This window comes from Sphingomonas sp. TDK1 (genome assembly GCF_001650735.1).
In the GTDB taxonomy this organism is placed as follows: Bacteria; Pseudomonadota; Alphaproteobacteria; order Sphingomonadales; family Sphingomonadaceae; genus Sphingomonas.
This window is the reverse complement of the sequence record NZ_LXVY01000048.1, coordinates 324149-341583: the sequence shown is the minus strand read 5'-3', so window position 1 is coordinate 341583 and position 17435 is coordinate 324149. Positions and strand designations below refer to the sequence as shown.

Annotated in this window: 18 protein-coding genes; 10 read left to right on the top strand and 8 right to left on the bottom strand. The window is 66.2% G+C overall.

Annotated elements, in window-relative coordinates:
• Positions 1-165: 165 nt before the first annotated feature.
• Positions 166-2337 carry a TonB-dependent receptor gene (locus tag A7X12_RS24540; protein WP_084446089.1) on the top strand — a complete coding sequence of 724 codons (2172 nt, stop codon included), beginning with the start codon at positions 166-168 and terminating at the stop codon, positions 2335-2337.
• On the opposite strand, the gene A7X12_RS24535 is transcribed toward A7X12_RS24540, so the two are convergent.
• Together A7X12_RS24535 and A7X12_RS24530 are read right to left on the bottom strand one after the other, a co-directional pair.
• Positions 2327-4147 (bottom strand): hypothetical protein, encoded by a 1821-nt coding sequence (locus A7X12_RS24535; RefSeq protein WP_064314036.1) that lies wholly within the window; start codon positions 4145-4147, stop codon positions 2327-2329. The two genes, A7X12_RS24540 and A7X12_RS24535, sit on opposite strands and share 11 nt — an antisense overlap.
• On the bottom strand, positions 4147-4365 hold the full coding sequence (locus tag A7X12_RS24530; RefSeq protein WP_232318677.1) for a hypothetical protein: 219 nt from the start codon (positions 4363-4365) through the stop codon (positions 4147-4149). The genes A7X12_RS24535 and A7X12_RS24530 overlap by 1 nt, the downstream gene beginning before the upstream one ends.
• 88 nt (positions 4366-4453) lie before the next feature.
• Here A7X12_RS24530 and A7X12_RS24525 point away from each other — a divergent pair, with 88 nt between their 5' ends.
• Entirely contained in the window at positions 4454-4870 is a 417-nt protein-coding gene (locus tag A7X12_RS24525; RefSeq protein ID WP_084446086.1) for a hypothetical protein, read from the top strand.
• Between the two features lie 99 nt (positions 4871-4969).
• Here the strand turns inward: A7X12_RS24525 and A7X12_RS24520 are convergent, their stop codons facing one another.
• The 4 genes from A7X12_RS24520 to A7X12_RS24505 are packed head-to-tail and all read right to left on the bottom strand — an operon-like array spanning position 4970 to position 7506.
• Complete coding sequence (locus A7X12_RS24520) at positions 4970-5539, bottom strand: MotE family protein (protein ID WP_064314034.1); 570 nt, start codon at positions 5537-5539, stop codon at positions 4970-4972.
• Positions 5539-5946 carry a DUF6468 domain-containing protein gene (locus A7X12_RS24515; RefSeq protein WP_064314033.1) on the bottom strand — a complete coding sequence of 136 codons (408 nt, stop codon included), beginning with the start codon at positions 5944-5946 and terminating at the stop codon, positions 5539-5541. The genes A7X12_RS24520 and A7X12_RS24515 overlap by 1 nt, the downstream gene beginning before the upstream one ends.
• A gap of 1 nt (position 5947) precedes the next feature.
• The gene (gene fliM, locus A7X12_RS24510; RefSeq protein ID WP_064314032.1) at positions 5948-6961 is read right to left on the bottom strand and encodes a flagellar motor switch protein FliM; all 1014 of its coding nucleotides are present in this window, start codon (positions 6959-6961) and stop codon (positions 5948-5950) included.
• Positions 6958-7506, bottom strand: coding sequence for a flagellar basal body-associated FliL family protein (locus A7X12_RS24505; protein WP_064314031.1), 549 nt, complete (start codon positions 7504-7506; stop codon positions 6958-6960). The genes fliM and A7X12_RS24505 overlap by 4 nt, the downstream gene beginning before the upstream one ends.
• 117 nt (positions 7507-7623) lie before the next feature.
• On the opposite strand from A7X12_RS24505, the gene A7X12_RS24500 reads away from it, so the two are divergent.
• The 8 genes from A7X12_RS24500 to A7X12_RS24465 all read left to right on the top strand — a co-directional run bounded on the left by A7X12_RS24500 (position 7624) and on the right by A7X12_RS24465 (position 14715).
• Positions 7624-8364: a flagellar hook-basal body complex protein gene (locus A7X12_RS24500; protein ID WP_064314030.1), complete on the top strand. Its 741-nt coding sequence runs from the start codon at positions 7624-7626 to the stop codon at positions 8362-8364.
• Between the two features lie 22 nt (positions 8365-8386).
• On the top strand, positions 8387-9169 hold the full coding sequence (flgG, locus tag A7X12_RS24495) for a flagellar basal-body rod protein FlgG (protein WP_064314029.1): 783 nt from the start codon (positions 8387-8389) through the stop codon (positions 9167-9169).
• Positions 9169-9597 carry a flagellar basal body P-ring formation chaperone FlgA gene (gene flgA, locus A7X12_RS24490; protein ID WP_064314028.1) on the top strand — a complete coding sequence of 143 codons (429 nt, stop codon included), beginning with the start codon at positions 9169-9171 and terminating at the stop codon, positions 9595-9597. The genes flgG and flgA overlap by 1 nt, the downstream gene beginning before the upstream one ends.
• Positions 9598-9610: 13 nt before the next feature.
• Positions 9611-10360 carry a flagellar basal body L-ring protein FlgH gene (flgH, locus tag A7X12_RS24485; protein ID WP_064314027.1) on the top strand — a complete coding sequence of 250 codons (750 nt, stop codon included), beginning with the start codon at positions 9611-9613 and terminating at the stop codon, positions 10358-10360.
• Positions 10361-10616: 256 nt separating this feature from the next.
• Positions 10617-11294 (top strand): glycosyltransferase family 32 protein, encoded by a 678-nt coding sequence (locus A7X12_RS24480; protein WP_064314026.1) that lies wholly within the window; start codon positions 10617-10619, stop codon positions 11292-11294.
• Between the two features lie 48 nt (positions 11295-11342).
• Positions 11343-12896, top strand: coding sequence for a glycosyltransferase (locus A7X12_RS24475; RefSeq protein ID WP_064314025.1), 1554 nt, complete (start codon positions 11343-11345; stop codon positions 12894-12896).
• Positions 12897-13317: 421 nt separating this feature from the next.
• On the top strand, positions 13318-14175 hold the full coding sequence (locus A7X12_RS24470) for a flagellin (protein ID WP_064314136.1): 858 nt from the start codon (positions 13318-13320) through the stop codon (positions 14173-14175).
• A 138-nt stretch (positions 14176-14313) separates the two neighbouring features.
• A complete protein-coding gene (locus tag A7X12_RS24465; protein ID WP_064314024.1) occupies positions 14314-14715 on the top strand; it encodes a hypothetical protein in 402 nt (133 codons plus the stop codon).
• Positions 14716-15202: 487 nt separating this feature from the next.
• Here A7X12_RS24465 and A7X12_RS24460 read toward each other — a convergent pair whose 3' ends face one another.
• On the bottom strand, positions 15203-15865 hold the full coding sequence (locus A7X12_RS24460) for a flagellar hook assembly protein FlgD (protein WP_064314023.1): 663 nt from the start codon (positions 15863-15865) through the stop codon (positions 15203-15205).
• A 16-nt stretch (positions 15866-15881) separates the two neighbouring features.
• The gene (locus A7X12_RS24455; RefSeq protein ID WP_064314022.1) at positions 15882-17384 is read right to left on the bottom strand and encodes a flagellar hook-length control protein FliK; all 1503 of its coding nucleotides are present in this window, start codon (positions 17382-17384) and stop codon (positions 15882-15884) included.
• Between the last annotated feature and the right edge of the window lie 51 nt (positions 17385-17435).

The following is a 17435-nucleotide window of genomic DNA, read 5'->3' as shown; positions in this document are numbered from 1 at the left end:
CGGTGGAGACGCCGCCCGGGCGCCACGTTGCAAGCCACCGCGCACTGATCGACATAAACGCAGGGGATTGGCCGCAAAATTCTGCACCGCAGCAACTTTGTCTTGATACCATATATCATCCCCGATACATCCCCGCTTCACTCTCCTTTCAGAAAGCGGAACCTGATGTCGCGTCGCGTCCTTCTTGCCTCCTCCTCGCTCGCGTTGCTGCCGTTGTCCGCGCTGGCCGATCCGCTGCCTGCGACGCCGCCGACCTCCGAAGGGGAGCCGCAGGCCAAGGCCGCCGCGCCAGCGCAGCAGGGCCCGGAGATCATCGTCTCCGCGCCCTACCGGCAAAGCGAGACCGATGTGCTCTCCGGCACCTCGGTGGTGACCGGCGAGGAACTGACCCGCAATCTGCGCCCGACGATCGGTGAGACGCTGGCCCGTCAGCCGGGTGTTTCCGCCAGCTCCTTCGGACCCAACGCCTCGCGACCGATCCTGCGTGGCTTCCAGGGGGAGCGTGTGCGGGTCCTCACCGACGGGATCGGTTCGATCGACGTGTCGAACACCTCGGCCGACCATGCGGTGATCATCGATCCGCTGCTCGCCGAGCGCGTGGAAGTGCTGCGCGGTCCGTCGGCGCTGCTGTTCGGATCCTCGGCAATGGGCGGCGTGGTCAATGTGATCGACAGCCGCATTCCCCGCACCGTGCCGGAGAAGGGCTATCGCCTCAGCAGCATCGCCACCTATGGTTCCGCCGCAGAGGAACGTTCCATCGGCGGTGCCGGCGATGTGGCGGTGGGCAGCCATCTCGTGCTGCATGCCGATGGTTCCTATTCCAAGTCCGACGACCTCAAGATCGGCGGCTATGCGCTGACGGGGGACAAGCGCCGCCAGGCACTGGCGAGCGCGGCGCTGCCGGCCGATCCGAACGCCGCCGACCCGATCGACTTCGCCGCCAACGCCGCGGTGAAGAACCGTCTCCCGAACAGCGCCGCCAAGACGTGGACGGCGGGTGCGGGCGCGGCGATCATCACGGATACCGGCACGCTGGGCATCGCCTACAGCCACTATGACAGCCTGTACGGCGTGCCGATCCGCTTCGCCACGCAGCCGGGCCAGGAGCAGGAGGCGCCACGACTGAGCGTCGTCCAGAACCGGCTCGATCTGCGCGCCGAGGCGGATACCGGCGGCGGCATCCTGCAGAAGGTGCGGCTGCGTGCGGGCTATGCCGCCTATCGCCACTTCGAACTGGAGGAAGACGGCGCGATCGGCACCGCCTTCTACAACAAGGGCCTCGAGGGTCGTCTGGAACTGGTCCAGGCCGATCACGGCGCCTGGAAGGGCGCGAGCGGCGTGCAATATTTCGCCCGCGACTTCGACGTGAAGGGCGACGAGGCATTCCTGCCGAAGAACAAGACCCAGCAGGTCGGCCTGTTCACGCTCCAGCAGCTCGATATGGGGGCGCTCAAGGCGGAGGCCGGCCTGCGCTATGAATTTACCGACCTTTCCGCCAACCCGGTTCTCGATGATACACGCTTCTTCAGCGGCAAGCGCAGCTTCGAAGCGCTGTCGGGTTCGGTCGGCGCGTCCTATGGCGTCAGCCGCGATGTGCGGATCGGCCTGAACCTCTCGCATACCGAGCGCGCGCCCTCGGCCGAGGAACTGTTCGCCAACGGCGCCCATGCCGGTACCGAGGCGTATGAGCTCGGCAACCCCAATTTCCGGCTGGAGAAGAGCTGGGGCCTGGAAGCGACGGTCCACGCGCATGGCGACGGCTACAGCCTGGATGCCTCGGCTTATTACAACTGGTTCTCCAACTATATCAGCGACAACCAGACCCAGCAGGGCATATGCGAGGCCGCTGCGGCGCCGAGCGGGCGCACCGTCGATCTGCCGTGCTTCCAGTTCACCCAGCGCGACGCGCGCTATTACGGCTTCGAGGCCGAGGGGTCGGTGCGGCTGGCGCAGCTGGGCAGCTACACGATCAACGTCGATGCGCTGGGCGACTATGTGCACGCCAACATCGTCGACGAGGGCCCTGCGCCGCGCATCCCGGCGCCGCGCGTGCTGGGCGGTGTCGAGGCGCAGTCGGACCGGATCACCGGGCGGCTGGAGGCGGAGCATGTCTTCGTGCAAAATCGCACCGCCGCGTTCGAGACGCGGACGGCACCCTACACCATGGTCAATGCCACGCTGAGCCTGAAGCCGTTCCCGACCATGCCGGGTACGACGCTCACGCTGTCCGCCAACAACCTGTTCGACGTCGAGGCGCGCCGTGCGAGCAGCTATCTGAAGGATTATGCGCCGCTCGCAGGCCGTGACCTGCGCGCGACGCTGCGCTTCAGCTTGTAGTCGTCGCGTCCAGCAGATCCCCGATCGCGCCCGTCGGGCTCGCCTCGGGGATCGCCGCCATCGCCGCGCTGATCCGCGCGGGATCGACGGTGGGCGCCGGCTGGGTGAGCAGATCGAACGCCTGCGCGCTGGGCAGCGCCTTGAACGCCGCACCATAGCGGGCGCGCAGCGCCTGGAGCTTGCCTTCCTGGTTCAGCATCGCCAGCGCCACCGCCTGGCGCAACACGATCGCCTGGTTCGGCGGGGTCATCGCGCCGGGCGGGGGCAGGGTGGCTTCGTTCTCGGTGATGAACGAACCCCAGTTGCGCGTGCGCCAGTGTATCTCGCTGCGCACGCCGCTCCCGCCGGGCACGCCGTCCAGCGCGGCCATCGCGGCTGCCTCGCGACCGAGCTTGTACAGCGCCACGGCCTGGATCCGCTTGCGATCGAAGCGCATCGCATCCGAATAGCTGGCCTGTTCGGTGGCGTTGATCGTGTCGAGCGCCTTCACCGGATCGCCGGAGAGGATGAACAGGGTCGCGACCTTCACGGACAGCGGGCCCTGGGCCACGTCCTGCCGGCGCTGCATCAGCTGATACTGGAGCAGCTCGGCCGCGCGCGGATACAGGCCGGCGGCTTCCAGCCGGTCCGCCAGGCGCAGCGCGAGCGCGTCGCCTTCTGCGCCCGCGGGTGCCAGTTCCTTATAGTCCCAATAGAGGCCCGCCGCCTCGGGCAGCGGCGTGCCGCTGTCCGGCGCGAGCATCTCGCCAAGCCATGCCTGGATCTGCTTCAGCATCGGCGCGGCATCGCCGTCCGGGCGATAGAAGCGGAACAGGGTGGCGGCGCTGCGCAGGGCGGCACGGTGATTGTTCGTCTCGAGCGCCAGTTGATATTCGAGCCGGAGCGCGCCGGCCTCGATCTCGTCGCCGCGCCAGCCATAGCGGAAGGCCTCCAGCTGCTTGACGCCTTCGGCCGGGTCCACGCGATGCAGCTTCAGGTCGCCCTCGATATGCGCGAGTCTGGCCTCGGCCTGCACGATCGGCGAGCCACTCAGCTCGGCGCGGGAGAGGCGGAACAGCCCGGCGGCGGGATCGCCCGATGCCAGCAGCGCCTTGCCGCGCAGCAGATTGGCTTCTGCATTCTGGTCGCCGAAGAGCTTCAGCCAGGCAAGCGCGGACTGGCCCTGGCCCACGGCGATCGCACCGCGCGCGGCGGCGAGCGTGAAGGGTTTGCGCTCTTCGGGCGAGCGGCCGTTGATCGATGGGACGGCGCAGTTGATCTGGCGCGCGGCAGCCTGCCCGTCGCCGGTGCCGGCCAGCGCACGGACGCGCCAGGCACAGGCTTCCGAATTGCCTTCCAGTTCGGGCAGCGACAGCGCTTCGACGGCGTCGCGATAATGGCCGATCATCACCAGCGCAGCGCCGCTGGCCAGCTGGAAGGGCGCCACGAGTGCCAGATCGGCATCGTCCGCTTCCATCGTCTCGAGCACGCCCAGCGCCTCGGCGCCCATGCCGCGGCGGATCAGCGAGCCGGCATAGCGCCAGCGCGCGAGCTGGCGGGTTTCGGGCTTGGCGTGGACGATCTCGTCCCACGCGGCTTCCTCGGTCAGCTCCGGCCAGGCGCGGCTGTCCGTGATGTTCGGCATCTGGGCCAGCACCGCGGCGAACGGCGGCAGTACCGGGCGGCCTGCGCCCGCTGTCGGGGCAGGGGCGGGAGCGGATTCTGCGGCGGCGGCAGCCGGTGCTTCGTGCGCCGCCGGCGCGTGCGCGGGATCGCTGGGGGGCGCGGCGGCGGTACTGGACAGCAGTGCGACGATCAGCAGACGACGCATCAATGGGCTCCCGCCATAAGATAGGTCACCACCGCGCCGCCGATGGCGCAGGCGATGATGAAGATGAGCGCAGGCACGATCGGCAGGCCCTTGGGCGCGGCAGCGCCTGGCGCGCCGGCCTGGGCCTGCTGTGCGTCGCTGGTGTCGACGGCGTTGCCGCGGCTGGCCGCCGCATCGGCGACGACGCGCATCCGGGCGGGGCGTTGATCGTGGCTCATTTGTAATCCGTTAAGTGCTTGTCCCTTATTTATAGGACGTGCGCGGCCGCAGCGGCGGCCCGAACCAAGCGCAAACAGGAGAAAATTGGTGCGCGGCAAGCAGACGCTGGCGATGCTCGGATTGGTGGCCGCGGCGGTTTCGCCACTGCCGGCTGGGCGTGCGCTCGCCTCTGGCGGCGGTGGCGAAGGCGATGCGCCGCATCTGATCAAGATGGAGCCGGTCGCGGTGCCGATCATCGACTCGGATCGCGTCGCGGGCACGCTGAGCTTCAGGCTGGTGCTGGAGGTGCACGACGCAGCGACCGCCGAGAAGCTGACCGCGGCGATGCCGAACCTGCGCATGGCAGCGATTGCCGGCGGCGTGGAATTCGCGCGACTCGACGCTTCTGCCCTGCGCGCGGTGAATGTCGCCGATCTCGACAAGACGCTGACCGCGGCGCTCAAGATTGCCGCGCCGGATCTGCAGCGCGTGTTGATCGTCGAAGTGGGCGCGTCCCAGCGCTAAGCCCTTGGGGCAGGCCAATCCGCCAGCCCGCCCGATCCCCGATCCCCTACACCGTCATCCCGGCCAGAGCCGGGATGACGAGGTTGAATGGATGGAGTTTCAACCCGGCCTGCGGGCGGCGCCCGGCGGGCCGGCCATGGCGGCCGCCGCCGGCGCCGCGACCGGCTTCGCCGCGCTCTTGCGCGCCAGGGCCATGCTGAGCGAGGCCGCGCCCTTGGGCGACATCGACGCCAGGATCGCTGCCGTGGAGGCAGGGCGCATGCGCTGCGCCACCTTCATCTGCACTTCCATGTCGAGCTGCTCGAACACCGCCGCAGCCTTGGCCGGCTTCATTGCCTGATAGATGCGGGCGAGTTCGTCGAACTGGGCTTCGGCGGGCGAGGGGGCACCCGGGGCGCCCGGCGCACCCGTGGCTGCGTCCTTCTGCTGCGCTTCCACGCTTGCCGCCAGGCGCTGTTCCGCAGCCTTGGCAGCCTGTTCGCGCAGGTCCAGCGCGCGCTGGCGCTTCGCCGCGTCCTGGTCGCGCGCGCTCAGGTCGCGTTCGATCGAGTTGCCGAGCCGCGTCTTGCTGGTGCCGTCCTGATCGCCGGTGGCGATGCTGGCGGCATTGGCGACCGCCGCGATGGCAGACGCCGCGGCCATCAGCAGCAGCAGGGAAGGGCGGGCCATTACGCTGCCTCGCGCGTGGTGGGGGTTTCGTCGGCCACGACGTCGGTTTCTCCTTCCTGGGCGGCCGCTTCCTCACCGGCCACGCGCAGCGCGTTGGCGAGGCTGACGGCCGAGACGATCCGTTCGCAGGCGCTGTCGGCGATGCCGATCATGTCCGACAGCTCGTCCCGCAGATCGCGTGCCTGCTCGACAAGCCGGGCGTGGCGGGCGCAATCGGTGCCCAGCGTCTGCTTCATGTCCGAAAGGACGGAGCGGGCCTGCACGGTGGCGTTGTCCAGTGCCTTCACCACATCGGTAAGGGCGCCTTCCTTCACGGCGCGCAGGCTGCGCATCATGCGCATGCTCTGCACGAGCACCGCGACGCACAGGATGATCGTCAGCACATTGGCGAAAAGCGCGATACTCATGTTACTTCTTCCTCGTGCGGGAAACGTCGTTGACCAGGCGCACGGCGACGCGGCCGCTGCGCTGGCCGATCTGGGCCTGGGCGAGCTTGATCTCGCCGCAGGCCATGTCGAGCGCGTCGTCGGGACTCTTGTCGAACGCGATGGTCTGGCCGACCTGCAACTCTTCCAGGTCGGAGAGCGGCAGCGCCTTCTCGCCGAGCAGCACGTTGACGGTCACATTGGTCTTGCGGATTTCGGAGGCCATGTGCGCCTCCCAGATGCTGTCGCGGCCGCTCTTCTCGCCCATGAAGCGCTGGAGCAGCTTGTGGCGCACCGGCTCCAGCGTGGCATAGGGGAACACCATGGTGATGCAGCCGCCACGACCGTCCATGTCGACGCGGAAGGTGGCGATGGCGCAGATGTTCGAAGTGGCGGCGATGGCGGCGAAGCGCGGGTTGGTCTCGATGCGTTCCAGCTTCATGTTCACCGGCTCGATCGGCTCGAACGCGTCGGCGAAATCGCGCAGCGCCGTTTCCAGCACGCGGGCGACCAGCGAGGTTTCGATCGGGGTGAAGGCGCGCCCGTCGATCACCGTGGGCGTGTTGCTGCCGCGGCCGCCGAGCAGTGCGTCGACCACCGAATAGATCAGCCCGGATTCGACCGTGATCAGGCCATAGCTTTCCCATTCGCTGACCTTGAACACGCCTACCATCGCCGGCAGCAGCACGCGGTTCATGAATTCGCCGAAGCGGGCCGAGGTGACTTCCTCCAGGCTCACGTCGATCGCGTCCGAGGTCATGTTGCGCATCGAGCTGGCGAAGCTGCGGACCACGCGGTCGCACACCACTTCCAGCATCGGCAGCCGTTCGTGGCTGATGACCTTCGATTCCAGAACGGCGCGCAGGCCCTTCTTCTTCAGAACCGGTTCGCTGCCGCCGAACAGCGCGTCGATGTCCGCCTGGCCGAAATTCCCCATATCGTCGCCGAACGGAGCGGCGGGCGGATCGGGAAGGTCGAAATCGTCTAGGTCGATCATTGCTGGATCAGGTCCTGAATGAGAACTTCCTTGACCATGCCCGGGCCGAGCACGCGGGTGGCGCGCACCATCAGCTCTTCCTTCAGCCGGAACACGGCCGCCGAGCCGCCCAGGTCCTCGGGACGGAGCTCGCGCAGGAAGGGCTGATAGGCATCGAGCACCACCGGCAGCTTGTCCTTGAGCGCCGTGTCGGTCGTCTTCGGGCCGGGCACCAGCATCAGGTGCAGCTTCAGGAAGCGCGGCGATCCGTCCGGCGAGCGGAGGTTCACGGAGACAGTGGGCACATCGACGAACTTGCCCTTGCCTTCGCCTTCCTTGCCGCCTTCGCCTTCCTTGGCCGCGCCTTCGCCATGGCCCTCGTCGGCCGCAGCTTCCTCGGCGTGCGCCTCGGTCTTGGCGCTCTTGCCGCCCATGAAGAAGGCGGCACCGCCACCGCCGAGCGTCAGCGCCGCAGCCGTGGCGGCGCCGATGATGATCAGCTTCTTCTTCTTGTTGGGCGCCGGGGCCTCCTGCGCGCTCTTATCCTCGACGATCTCGGCCGACATAATAACCCTGGACCTTCCGATTTATCGGCCGCGGCGTCCGCACGTCCGATTTCCCTCTATTATAGAAGCGTCACCCGGCAATTTCTGCCTAGTGACCATTTTTCGAAGGACGGTCCGGTGGACATCTCTTCTTATGTGCTCCTCAGCCAGGAGCAGGCGCTCAAGCGCCGGATGGACGTGGTGGCGAACAACCTCGCCAACATGAATACGGTGGGATTCAAGCGCGAACAGCCGGTGTTCCGTGAATATGTGGAACAGACCGACAGCGCGGTGAAACCCGCCAAGCAGACGTCGTTCGTGCTCGATTACGGCGCGGTGCACGATGCCTCGAACGGCGCGTTCCAGCCGACCGGCAATCCGCTCGACGTGATGATCGACGGACCCGGCTATCTGGCGGTGCAGGCCGGCGACGGCACCACCGCCTATACGCGCGCGGGCTATGTGAAGGTGCTGGAGAGCGGCGAGCTCGCCACCTCTGGCGGGCAGGTCATCCTCGGCGAGGGCGGCAAGCCGATCAAGATTCCCGCGGAAGAGGCGGGCAAGGTCAACGTCCAGGCGGACGGTACCGTGATGGGCGAGAACGGCCCGCTGGGTCGTATCGCCGTGACGGTGTTCGGTAACGAGGCGGTGGTCGATCCGCGCGGCAACGACATGTTCACCGGCACCGGAGGCCGTGAATTGCCGGCGAGCGAGACCAAGCTGGTGAGCGGCGGCGTCGAGGGATCGAACGTCAACGCGATTACCGAGACGACGGACATGATCCAGATCCTGCGCGCCTACCAGACCAGTCAGAACCTCTCCAACACGATGTCCGAGCTGCGCAAGAGCGCCATCGACAAGCTTGGCCGCGTCGGCTGATTCTCACCAAGGAATAGAACCCATGCGTACGCTTTCCATCGCCGCGACCGGCATGCTGGCCCAGCAGACCAATGTCGACGTGATCTCGAACAATATCGCCAACATGAACACCACCGCCTTCAAGCGGCAGCGCGCCGAGTTCCAGGATCTGCTGTACCAGCAGGTCTCGCGTCCCGGTTCGGCCACCGGCGGCGACACCAAGGTACCCGCCGGCATCCAGATCGGCTCGGGCGTGAAGACCGGCGGCGTCTATCGCATCAACGAGCAGGGGGTGATGACCCAGACCAGCAATCCCTATGACATGGCGATCCAGGGCAAGGGCTATTTCCAGGTGACGATGCCCGACGGCACCACCTCGTACACCCGCGACGGTTCGTTCCAGATCTCCGACCAGGGCGAGCTGGTCACGCAGGACGGCTATCCGGTGCAGCCGGGCATCACCATCCCGCAGGGCGCGCTCGACGTCAGCGTCTCCAAGACCGGTCTCGTCGAAGTCACCGTGGCCGGCAATACCCAGCCGCAGCAGCTGGGCCAGCTCCAGCTCGCCACCTTCATGAACGAAAGCGGCCTGGAAGCGAAGGGCGGCAACCTCTTCCTCGAAACCGCTGCGTCGGGCCAGCCCACGGTCGGCTCGCCGGGCGATACCGGTATCGGCACGCTGACCCAGGGCTTCATCGAAGCCTCGAACGTCAATCCGGTCTCGGAAATCACGGCGCTGATCACCGCGCAGCGCGCCTATGAGATGAACAGCCGCGTCGTAAAGACCGCCGACGAAATGCTGGCGACGACCAGCCAGCTGCGCTGATGTCGATGCTGCTGGGCCTCTTGCTGCTCGCGGGGGCGCCTGCCCAGGACGTGCCGGTGGCGGTGGTCCAGCAGGCGGTCGCGCGCGGCACGCGGATCGAGATGGGCGACCTCTCGATCGAAACCCGTCCCGAGGCGAGCGCGCGCGGCGCGCTCCGCCCGGAAGAGGTGGTGGGCATGGATGCGTCGCGTGCGCTCATGCCCGGAACGCTCCTCCGCCGCGGCGATGTGATGAAGCCGCAGCTGGTGAAGCGCGGCGAGCCGGTGACCGCCAAGATCGTCTCCGGTCCGATGGTCATCACCGCCGCCGGTCGTGCACTGGGCGGCGGTGCCCAGGGCGATCCTGTGCGGATCGTCGTCACGGCTACCAATCGTACGCTCGACGGCATCGTCGACGGCACCGGCACGGTGCGGATCTCCACTCCCTGAGGAACTAGGGTACATGCGTAAGATCATTCTCGCGCTGGCGCTGGGCGCCACGCTGTCGGGCTGCGGTGCGGTCGGCCGGCTGAAGACGGTGGGCAAGGCGCCGAAGCTGACGACGATGGAGCCGGTCGATGCCCCGGATGTCGAGCCCTCGCTCGCCGCGCCGCTGGATCGCTCGAACCGCGCGCGTCCCGAACAGCCGGCGAATGCGCCGAGCGCGTCGCTGTTCCGCACGGGCGCGGGGGCGTTCTTCCGTGACCAGCGGGCGGGCAAGGTAGGCGATATCCTGACGATCAGGATCGCCATCGCGGACAAGGCGGATATCGGCAACAATACCTCGCGCACCCGCGGCGGCACGGAGACGAGTGGCATCGCCGGCCTGCTGGGCCTGCAGACCCCGATCAAGAAGCTGACCGGCAGCGACCCCTCCAAGCTGGTCGATACCAGCTCGGGTTCCAAATATACCGGCGGCGGCACCACCAACCGATCGGAAACGATCACAATGACGATGGCAGCCATCGTCACCCAGGTGCTGCCCAACGGCAATCTGATGATCCGCGGCCGCCAGGAAGTGCGAGTGAATTTCGAGATGCGCGAGCTGATCGTCACCGGCATCATCCGGCCCGAGGACATCGCCCGCGACAATTCGATCCAGCACAGCCAGATCGCCGAAGCGCGCGTCATCTATGGCGGCCGGGGCCAGCTGACCGACGCGCAGCAGGCGCGCTGGGGCCAGCAGATCTACGATGCGCTCTTTCCGTTCTGATCGCGCGACGCACGGCGAATGTTTGCAAGGGGAGGCGGGGCGACCTGCTTCTCCTTTCGTTTTCGGTGGGCCACGCAGGGCTCCCGGCGGATAGGGTAAATAAAGGCCTTATCTGCCCCGATGGGGGCAGCGCCGATCCTCTATAAAGTCGAGGGACATGCCTTGTGTCCGGCAGCCCGCAGCGCCGGCGCTTGGGCAAGGGAGTGGGCGGCGCACCGCGTGCGGCCAAGGCCCACCGGATCAAAGGACTGCTGCCATGATACCCAAGACGCTGCATTTCATCTGGGTCGGCGATGAAACCAAGCGACCCGACAATTGCATCGGCACCTGGCGGGCGCGCAATCCCGATTGGGAGATCACCGTCTGGGGCAATGAATCGCTGCAGGAGCGCGGCTGGATCAACGGCCGCCACATGAGCGAAATGTCCGAGCGCGAGCTCAACGGCGTCGCGGACATGATGCGCTGGGAAATCGTGTACGAGCATGGCGGTGTCGTCGTCGACGCCGACAGCGTATGCGTCCGCCCGCTGGACGACCATCTGCTCGATTGCGAGGCGTTCGCCTGCTGGGAAAGCGAGATTGCGCGCCCCGGTCTGATCGCCGCCGGCTATTTCGGTTCGGTGCCGCGGAATCCGTTCGTCGGGCAGATCATCATGGACATCTTCAACGAGCCGACCGTGGTCGATCGCATGGCCTGGGAAACCGTCGGCCCGCAGCGTCTGACCGATGCCTATCGCAAATATCAATATCACGGGCTGCGGATCTACCCGAGCCACTATTTCATTCCGGAGCATTTCACCGGCGTGAAATATGACGGCCCCGACCCGGTCTATGCCGATCAGCTCTGGGGCAGCACGCGCCACATCTACGATCATATCCATCGCCACGCGCTGGGCGCGGCGGCAGGTTCCGACCCGCTGGCCTCCGCGGCCTGAGCCGTCGGCGAACCTTCTCCTTTTCCGCTTGCAGGTAGCGTCACGATCATGGCCACCAAGTTTCACAGGATCTGGTTCGGAACCCGGCCGATCCCCGCAGCCTATGAAGCCTATTGGCAGGCATGGCAGCGCCAGTATCCGGATGGCGAGTTCATCACCTGGACCGATCGCGACCTCGATCAATTTGCCCTGTCCAAGCCGGCGCTCGATCGTTTTACCAGCCATGTCTCGCGGGCGGACCTTGCGCGGTACGAGATCCTGTATACGCATGGCGGCATCTATCTCGATTGCGACATCCTGCCGTACAACCACTTCGTCCCCGAAGAACTGTGCGCGGAGCTCACCGTCTGCAATGAAACCGAGGCGACCGAATATTGCTCGATCGGGTTTATCGGGGCGCCGGCCGGCCATCCGATCTTCCGTGACCTGATCGACCATATCCTCGCCGCCGAACCGGACGAGACGCGGCCGAACGTGACGACGGGGCCGTGGCTGTTCGGGCAGCATCTCGCCAATCATCGCCATCGGCGGCTGCCGGTGGAGTGCTTCTACCCCTATCTCTATGACGAACCCTTCTCCGCGATCCGCAGGAAAGACCTTGCCAACACGTTCGGCATTCATGTGTGGGGCGGGGCGTGGCTTCCGCCGGAGCAGAAGAAGGTAAAAGCGCTCCAGCTTCTGGCCAAGGGCGACCTGGTCGATGCAGCGGGTATTCTGGAGAGCTTCGAGGAGCCCTGGTCCGACTCGCACCAGGTCGTCCTGAAGGTCATTGCCGATGCGCGGACGATGGCGGTCGAGGCTGCGCAGTTTCTCAGCCCGGAGCTGTCCGTCGATGCCGGCGATCGTCCGGCCTTCCAGTTCGACAAGGTCGCCCAGTGGCTGCTGGAGCGGGATCGCGACCGGATGGTGTGGCAGATCGGTGCCGCCGACGGCATCCTTGTCGATCCGCTCCGATCCGCGATGGTCAACTATGATCCGCCGGCGCTGCTGCTCGAGCCCAATCCGCACATGTTTCGCCGGCTGGAACAATCCTATGCCAACAACCGCAACGCGACACCCGTGCAGCGTGCCTATAGCGTGGACGGGCAGCCGCTGGTCCTGAACGCGATCAATCCGGATAAGGTAACGGCGGCAGGGCTGCCCCATTGGGTGCTCGGCATCTCCTCCGTCTATGACGACAAGAATGCGATCGGGGGTCTGACCATCGATCCCGAGACGACGCGCCGAATCCAGACGTGCATCGAGCGGGTGACGGTGCCGGTGACCGGTTTCGACGAACTCAAGGTGCTGGCCGATGGGCGCGAGCCGGAAATTTTGGTGATCGACGCCGAGGGCATGGACAAGGCGATCATCGACGACGTGCTCGACCATGATTGCCGCCCTGCCGTCCTCCACTTCGAGATCCAGTGCATGGACCCCGCCGAGAGCAATACGCTCGTCGAGCGGCTATCGGCGGACTATATCCTCTTCACCTTCGGCAACGACGTGACGGCCTACCGGGCCGACATCCTGATGGATTATGCCAAGTGGCTTTACGTCCATAACGGGCTGCCGACGATCTTTGCACCGGTGTTGCCCATCGTGGCGGGGCTGGCGCAGTAAACATATCCGCACTCCGCAAAGCGCGCGAGGCCCTCTGCCTGCGCCAGTGCGATGGCCAGATCTTCATAGCCCCGGCGAAAGCCGGGGTTTCTTTTTGCCCGACCGCTACCGGAAGACGTCCTGCTTGCGGAGCAGGAGGGATAACGATGACGTGACACGCCGTGTACGGGGCGGGGCCGCGCGCAACATGTTCTTTCGCCCTGCTAGGCAATATTTGCCGCTTTTGTCGCTCGCTAGGCAATACTTTCCTATCTAATTGATTAAAAACGGAATAACCACGAAAAATCTTCGCACGAACTTTGGTGTGTCCGATTTCCTTCCCAAAAGAGAGGTGTGAGCAGCGGGTACGTTGCTCGTCGCCGGACCGGCGGTTTCGGTCCAGGCCGCAGAAAGCGGCGCTTCATCCAAGAAGGAATTCAACATGGCATTTTCGGTTAACACCAACGTCGGCGCAATGGCTGCTCTCCAGAGCCTGAATGCGACCAACAAGGAACTGGCGACCACCCAGAGCCGCATCAACACCGGCCTGGAAGTCAGCTCGACCAAGGACGACTCGGCTCGTTACACCATCGCTTCGAAGCTCCGCGGCGACGTGGGCACCATGAAGGCGGTTACCTCCTCGCTCAACCGCGCGAAGAGCACCACCGACGTGGCCGTTGCTGGTGCCGAGCAGATCCAGGATCTGGTCAACCAGATGTCCTCGAAGACCAAGGAAGCGCAGGACGCTGGTCTCGACCAGACCAGCCGTGACTCGGTCGCGAAGGATCTGACCTCGCTCAAGACTCAGGTGAACTCGATCATCGATTCGTCCGAGTTCAACGGCGTCAACCTCCTCAAGGCTCCGGCCGCCAGCACGACCGTTGGTAGCGTCAGCGCGCTGATGTCGACCAAGTCGACTTCGGCCAGCGACACGATCAACGTTGCGAACCAGGCTACCGACACCGACTTCGCGACGGCTGCTGGTACCAAGGGCGCCGCGATCGCCCTCGCTAACGCTGGTGCCGCCGACACGCTGCAGACCGCGCTCGGCACCTTCTCGGACAAGGTGAAGACCACGCTGAGCAACCTCGGTGCGGCTTCGCGCCAGCTCGACGGTCAGCTGCAGTTCACCAGCAAGCTGTCGGACGTGGTGGAAGCCGGTATCGGCAACCTCGTCGACGCCGATCTGGCGAAGGAATCGGCTCGTCTGCAGGCCGCGCAGGTCAAGCAGCAGCTGGGCGTGCAGGCTCTGTCGATCGCCAACCAGGCGCCGCAGACGATCACGTCGCTGTTCCGCTAATAGCCCAAGGCCCAACCCTGGGGGCCGAAGGCTTGCGGGGGCCGGGATGGTTCGCCATCCCGGCCCTCTTTTTTGTCTGCACGCGGCGGGGACATATGGTTTCCAATTCTATAATGATGAGAAATTGGGAGATCGGCCTTGTTTCCGCGGATTCGTGAAATTACCGATGCCTTTGGTGGCCGGCTCCGCGTCAGCGTCGAGGAGCATCCCTCGGGTGCACTGATCGTGCTGGAACGTCCCGACCTCTCGGCCCGCCCGCGGATCCTGCTCGACGGGTATGGCGTGGAGGTGCTGGCCGGCTACATCATGTCGGCGCGCCTGTCGGTGCCCCAGGGGCTGCCGGACGAGCATGTCGACGGCATGTTCTCCACCCGCTTCAAGCTTGAGCTGGACCCCTCTGCGGCGCTCGTCCTCGCCCAGGAAAGCAGCGCTGCGCTGGAGATCGCGGCACCCTTCTGGGATCGGCTCTATGCCGAGCTGTGCATCGTATCCGCCCATGCGCGCGAACTCACCCGCCGTGCCGAGGCGCGGGTCCACTAAGATTTTCGCGCTAACGGGTTTCGTGCTGCCCGCGCAGGCTGCGTAGCCTCCGGCTTGGGCCCGTACCCGCCATCTTACCTATCGAGATTGAGAGCGCTGGCGCCGTTGCACCCGCTTCGGAGCGATGGGATGCAACCTATCGCGTCCGGCGGAAGGAAGCGCCCCAAGGTCACGCAGCGGCGATGCGCGGGGCTGAGGACGCCGGATGCGAAGGGGCAGGGGCATCCCGCGATGATCCGGCGATGCAACCGCATGGCCCGGAAATGCGAGCGGCAGGCCAGTTGGGGGGAACTGGCCTGCCGCTATGCCGAGCGGGGGGCTCGGCAAATTTCGAAGCGCTAGGATCGTGAGGGGATCGGAACGTCCTCGCTGCTTCTGTTCCTTTTATATCGCAAATTTGGTCGGGAGAGAAACGAATCCGGCTCCAATCAGATCCAGGATTTTTACTTAAGCCGGACTACATAGGCATCAGTCTAACCCGAAATAGTTACTTCTGAATCCGCAAGATCATGCTGGTGGGGTACTGTGCGCCGTTTACCGAAACGACGGGCGTTCCATTGAGCATCTGCACATCGGTGACCTTGCCGACGGCAGTTGCGGTCGTGGCGATCTTGGCGCCGGCATCGGTCTTGCCGGTCAGCGTCAGCTGATACAGGCCGTCGGTGTACTTCTGACCCTTGGTGGTGGAGCCGTCCCAGCTGAACTGGCCTGACTTGCCGGACACGGGGACGTTGAACGTCTCGACCGTCACGCCCTTCGAGTCGGTGACGGTGGCGGTGAGCTGACTGATCGCGTTGGTCGAGTTCCACTCCCACTGCGCGGGAGTCGTTGCGCTGAGGCCCGCCTTGTCAGAGTTGAGCTGCACCGGCTGGCCGATCATCGACGAGCTCGTGGTCAGCGAGGTCATGTTCAGGCCCGACAGGATCGAGTTGAGCGTCTTGGTCTGCGAGATCGACTGTTCGACCTGCGAGTACTGGATCAGCTGCTGCGTATATTGCGCGCTGTCCATCGGGTTCATCGGATCCTGGTTCTGCATCTGGGTGGTCAGCAGTTTCAGGAACAGCGTATAGTCGCCGGTCAGCTTGGACGTCGCCGCATCCGAGGCGCTTTGCGCTGCGGACTGGCTAGTGGCGGAAGAGACGAGAGTCATGCGCTACTCCTGAGCGTTAGGCGATGAGGTCGACCTGGCCATCGCTCCGGACGGAGCGATAGGCGGCAGTCTGGATTTCGGGTTCGTCTTGGAATTGCTGGTTGCCGCCGCGCGACTGCTGCTGGAAGGCGGACTGGCCGTTCCCGCTGCCGCCCGATCCGCCGTCGCGACTTTCGAAGCGGAAGCTGGCGGCGTCGTTGCGAATGCCGGCCTGGTCGAGCGCGCGGCCAAGGTCCGGCGCGTCCTGGCGGAGCAGATTCAGCGCGTGCTCGCTCTCCGCGCGCATGGTTGCCTGCACCCGGCCCTTGTCGTCGAAGGCAAGCGTCACTTCGACGCGGCCGAGCTCGGCGGGATTCAGCCGCACGCGCAGCGTGTCCTCGCCCGCATCCACCTTGCGGGCAATTTCGACGCCGAGGTTCCGGCCCAGCTCGCCCGGGCGGGCGTGCAGCACGGGTTCGGACGCTGGCGATGCCGTCGTCGCTGGCATCGCATTGAAGGGGGCGGTGCCCGCCATCGCAGCGGCGCCCGCCTGGCGGGCATCCACCGAGGCGAGCTGCTGCCCGAATGCCTGCTGCTTGCTGTCGCCCTGCGCGCTGGCGTCGCCGCCGCTCTGTCCGTGCGGGCCGATCGCCTGTGCCAGATCCGCAATCTTGTCGTGCGTGCTCTGCGCGGGCGCGGTGTCGTTCGCCGCAACGGTGTCGATCTTGCCGGAGCGCGGCGCCTGCACGCCGCTGGTCTTGCCCTGCGCGGCCGGCTGCTGCGCCGCGGGCTGCGCGACGGGCTGCGGTTGGGCAACGGGTACCGCGACCGGCTGCACCGCGAGAGCCACATTGGCCTGTTGCGGCGCGGGGAGGGGCGCGCCCGCAGGATCCAGCCCCGCATCGTCACTCGCTTCCGTCCGAGCCGGCTTGGCGACCGGCTTTCCCGCTACCGCAGGTTGCGGCGCTGCCGGAGCAGCGGGTGCCGTGGGGAGTGCTGCATCAGTTGCTGCGATCGGAAGGTCCGTGGTGCCCGGCTTGGTCTCGGCGGAGCCCTGCCCCGGCTCCGTGGGGCCGGGCTGGGACGGCGTGGCGGCTGCCTTGGCCGGGGTCGCGCCGGTTTCGGCAGGCACCGCCGGCGTGTCGCCGGTCGTCGCGGCGTCCGTCCCGGTACCCTGGGCGTTGGCAAGTGCCTTGGCGATAGCATCGGCGAGCGGATTGCCTCCGGTGGCCACCGGAGGCGTGACCGCGCTCGGTGCCGCCGTGGCCAGCAATTGGGCCATCGCCACCTGGGGTTTGTCACCGGGCAGTGCGGTAGCCGGGTCGAGTGCGCTGGGGAGCAAGGGCGCGTTGGTCTGGGCACCGATCTGCGGCATGCCGAGCATCGGCGCGCCGGGCATGCCGAAGGTCGGTTGCCCTGCGGCCCCGTCACCGGCCACCGTGCCGAGCAGCCCGGCAAAGCCGGCGCCGGTTCCGGCATCCGCCGCGCCTCCTTGCGGTGCGGGAGCGGCGAAGGGGAAGCCGATAGTCGTGACATTCATGCAGTCGCCTCGTGCCCACGGCCGAAAAGTGGCCGTTCCAAACCATTATAG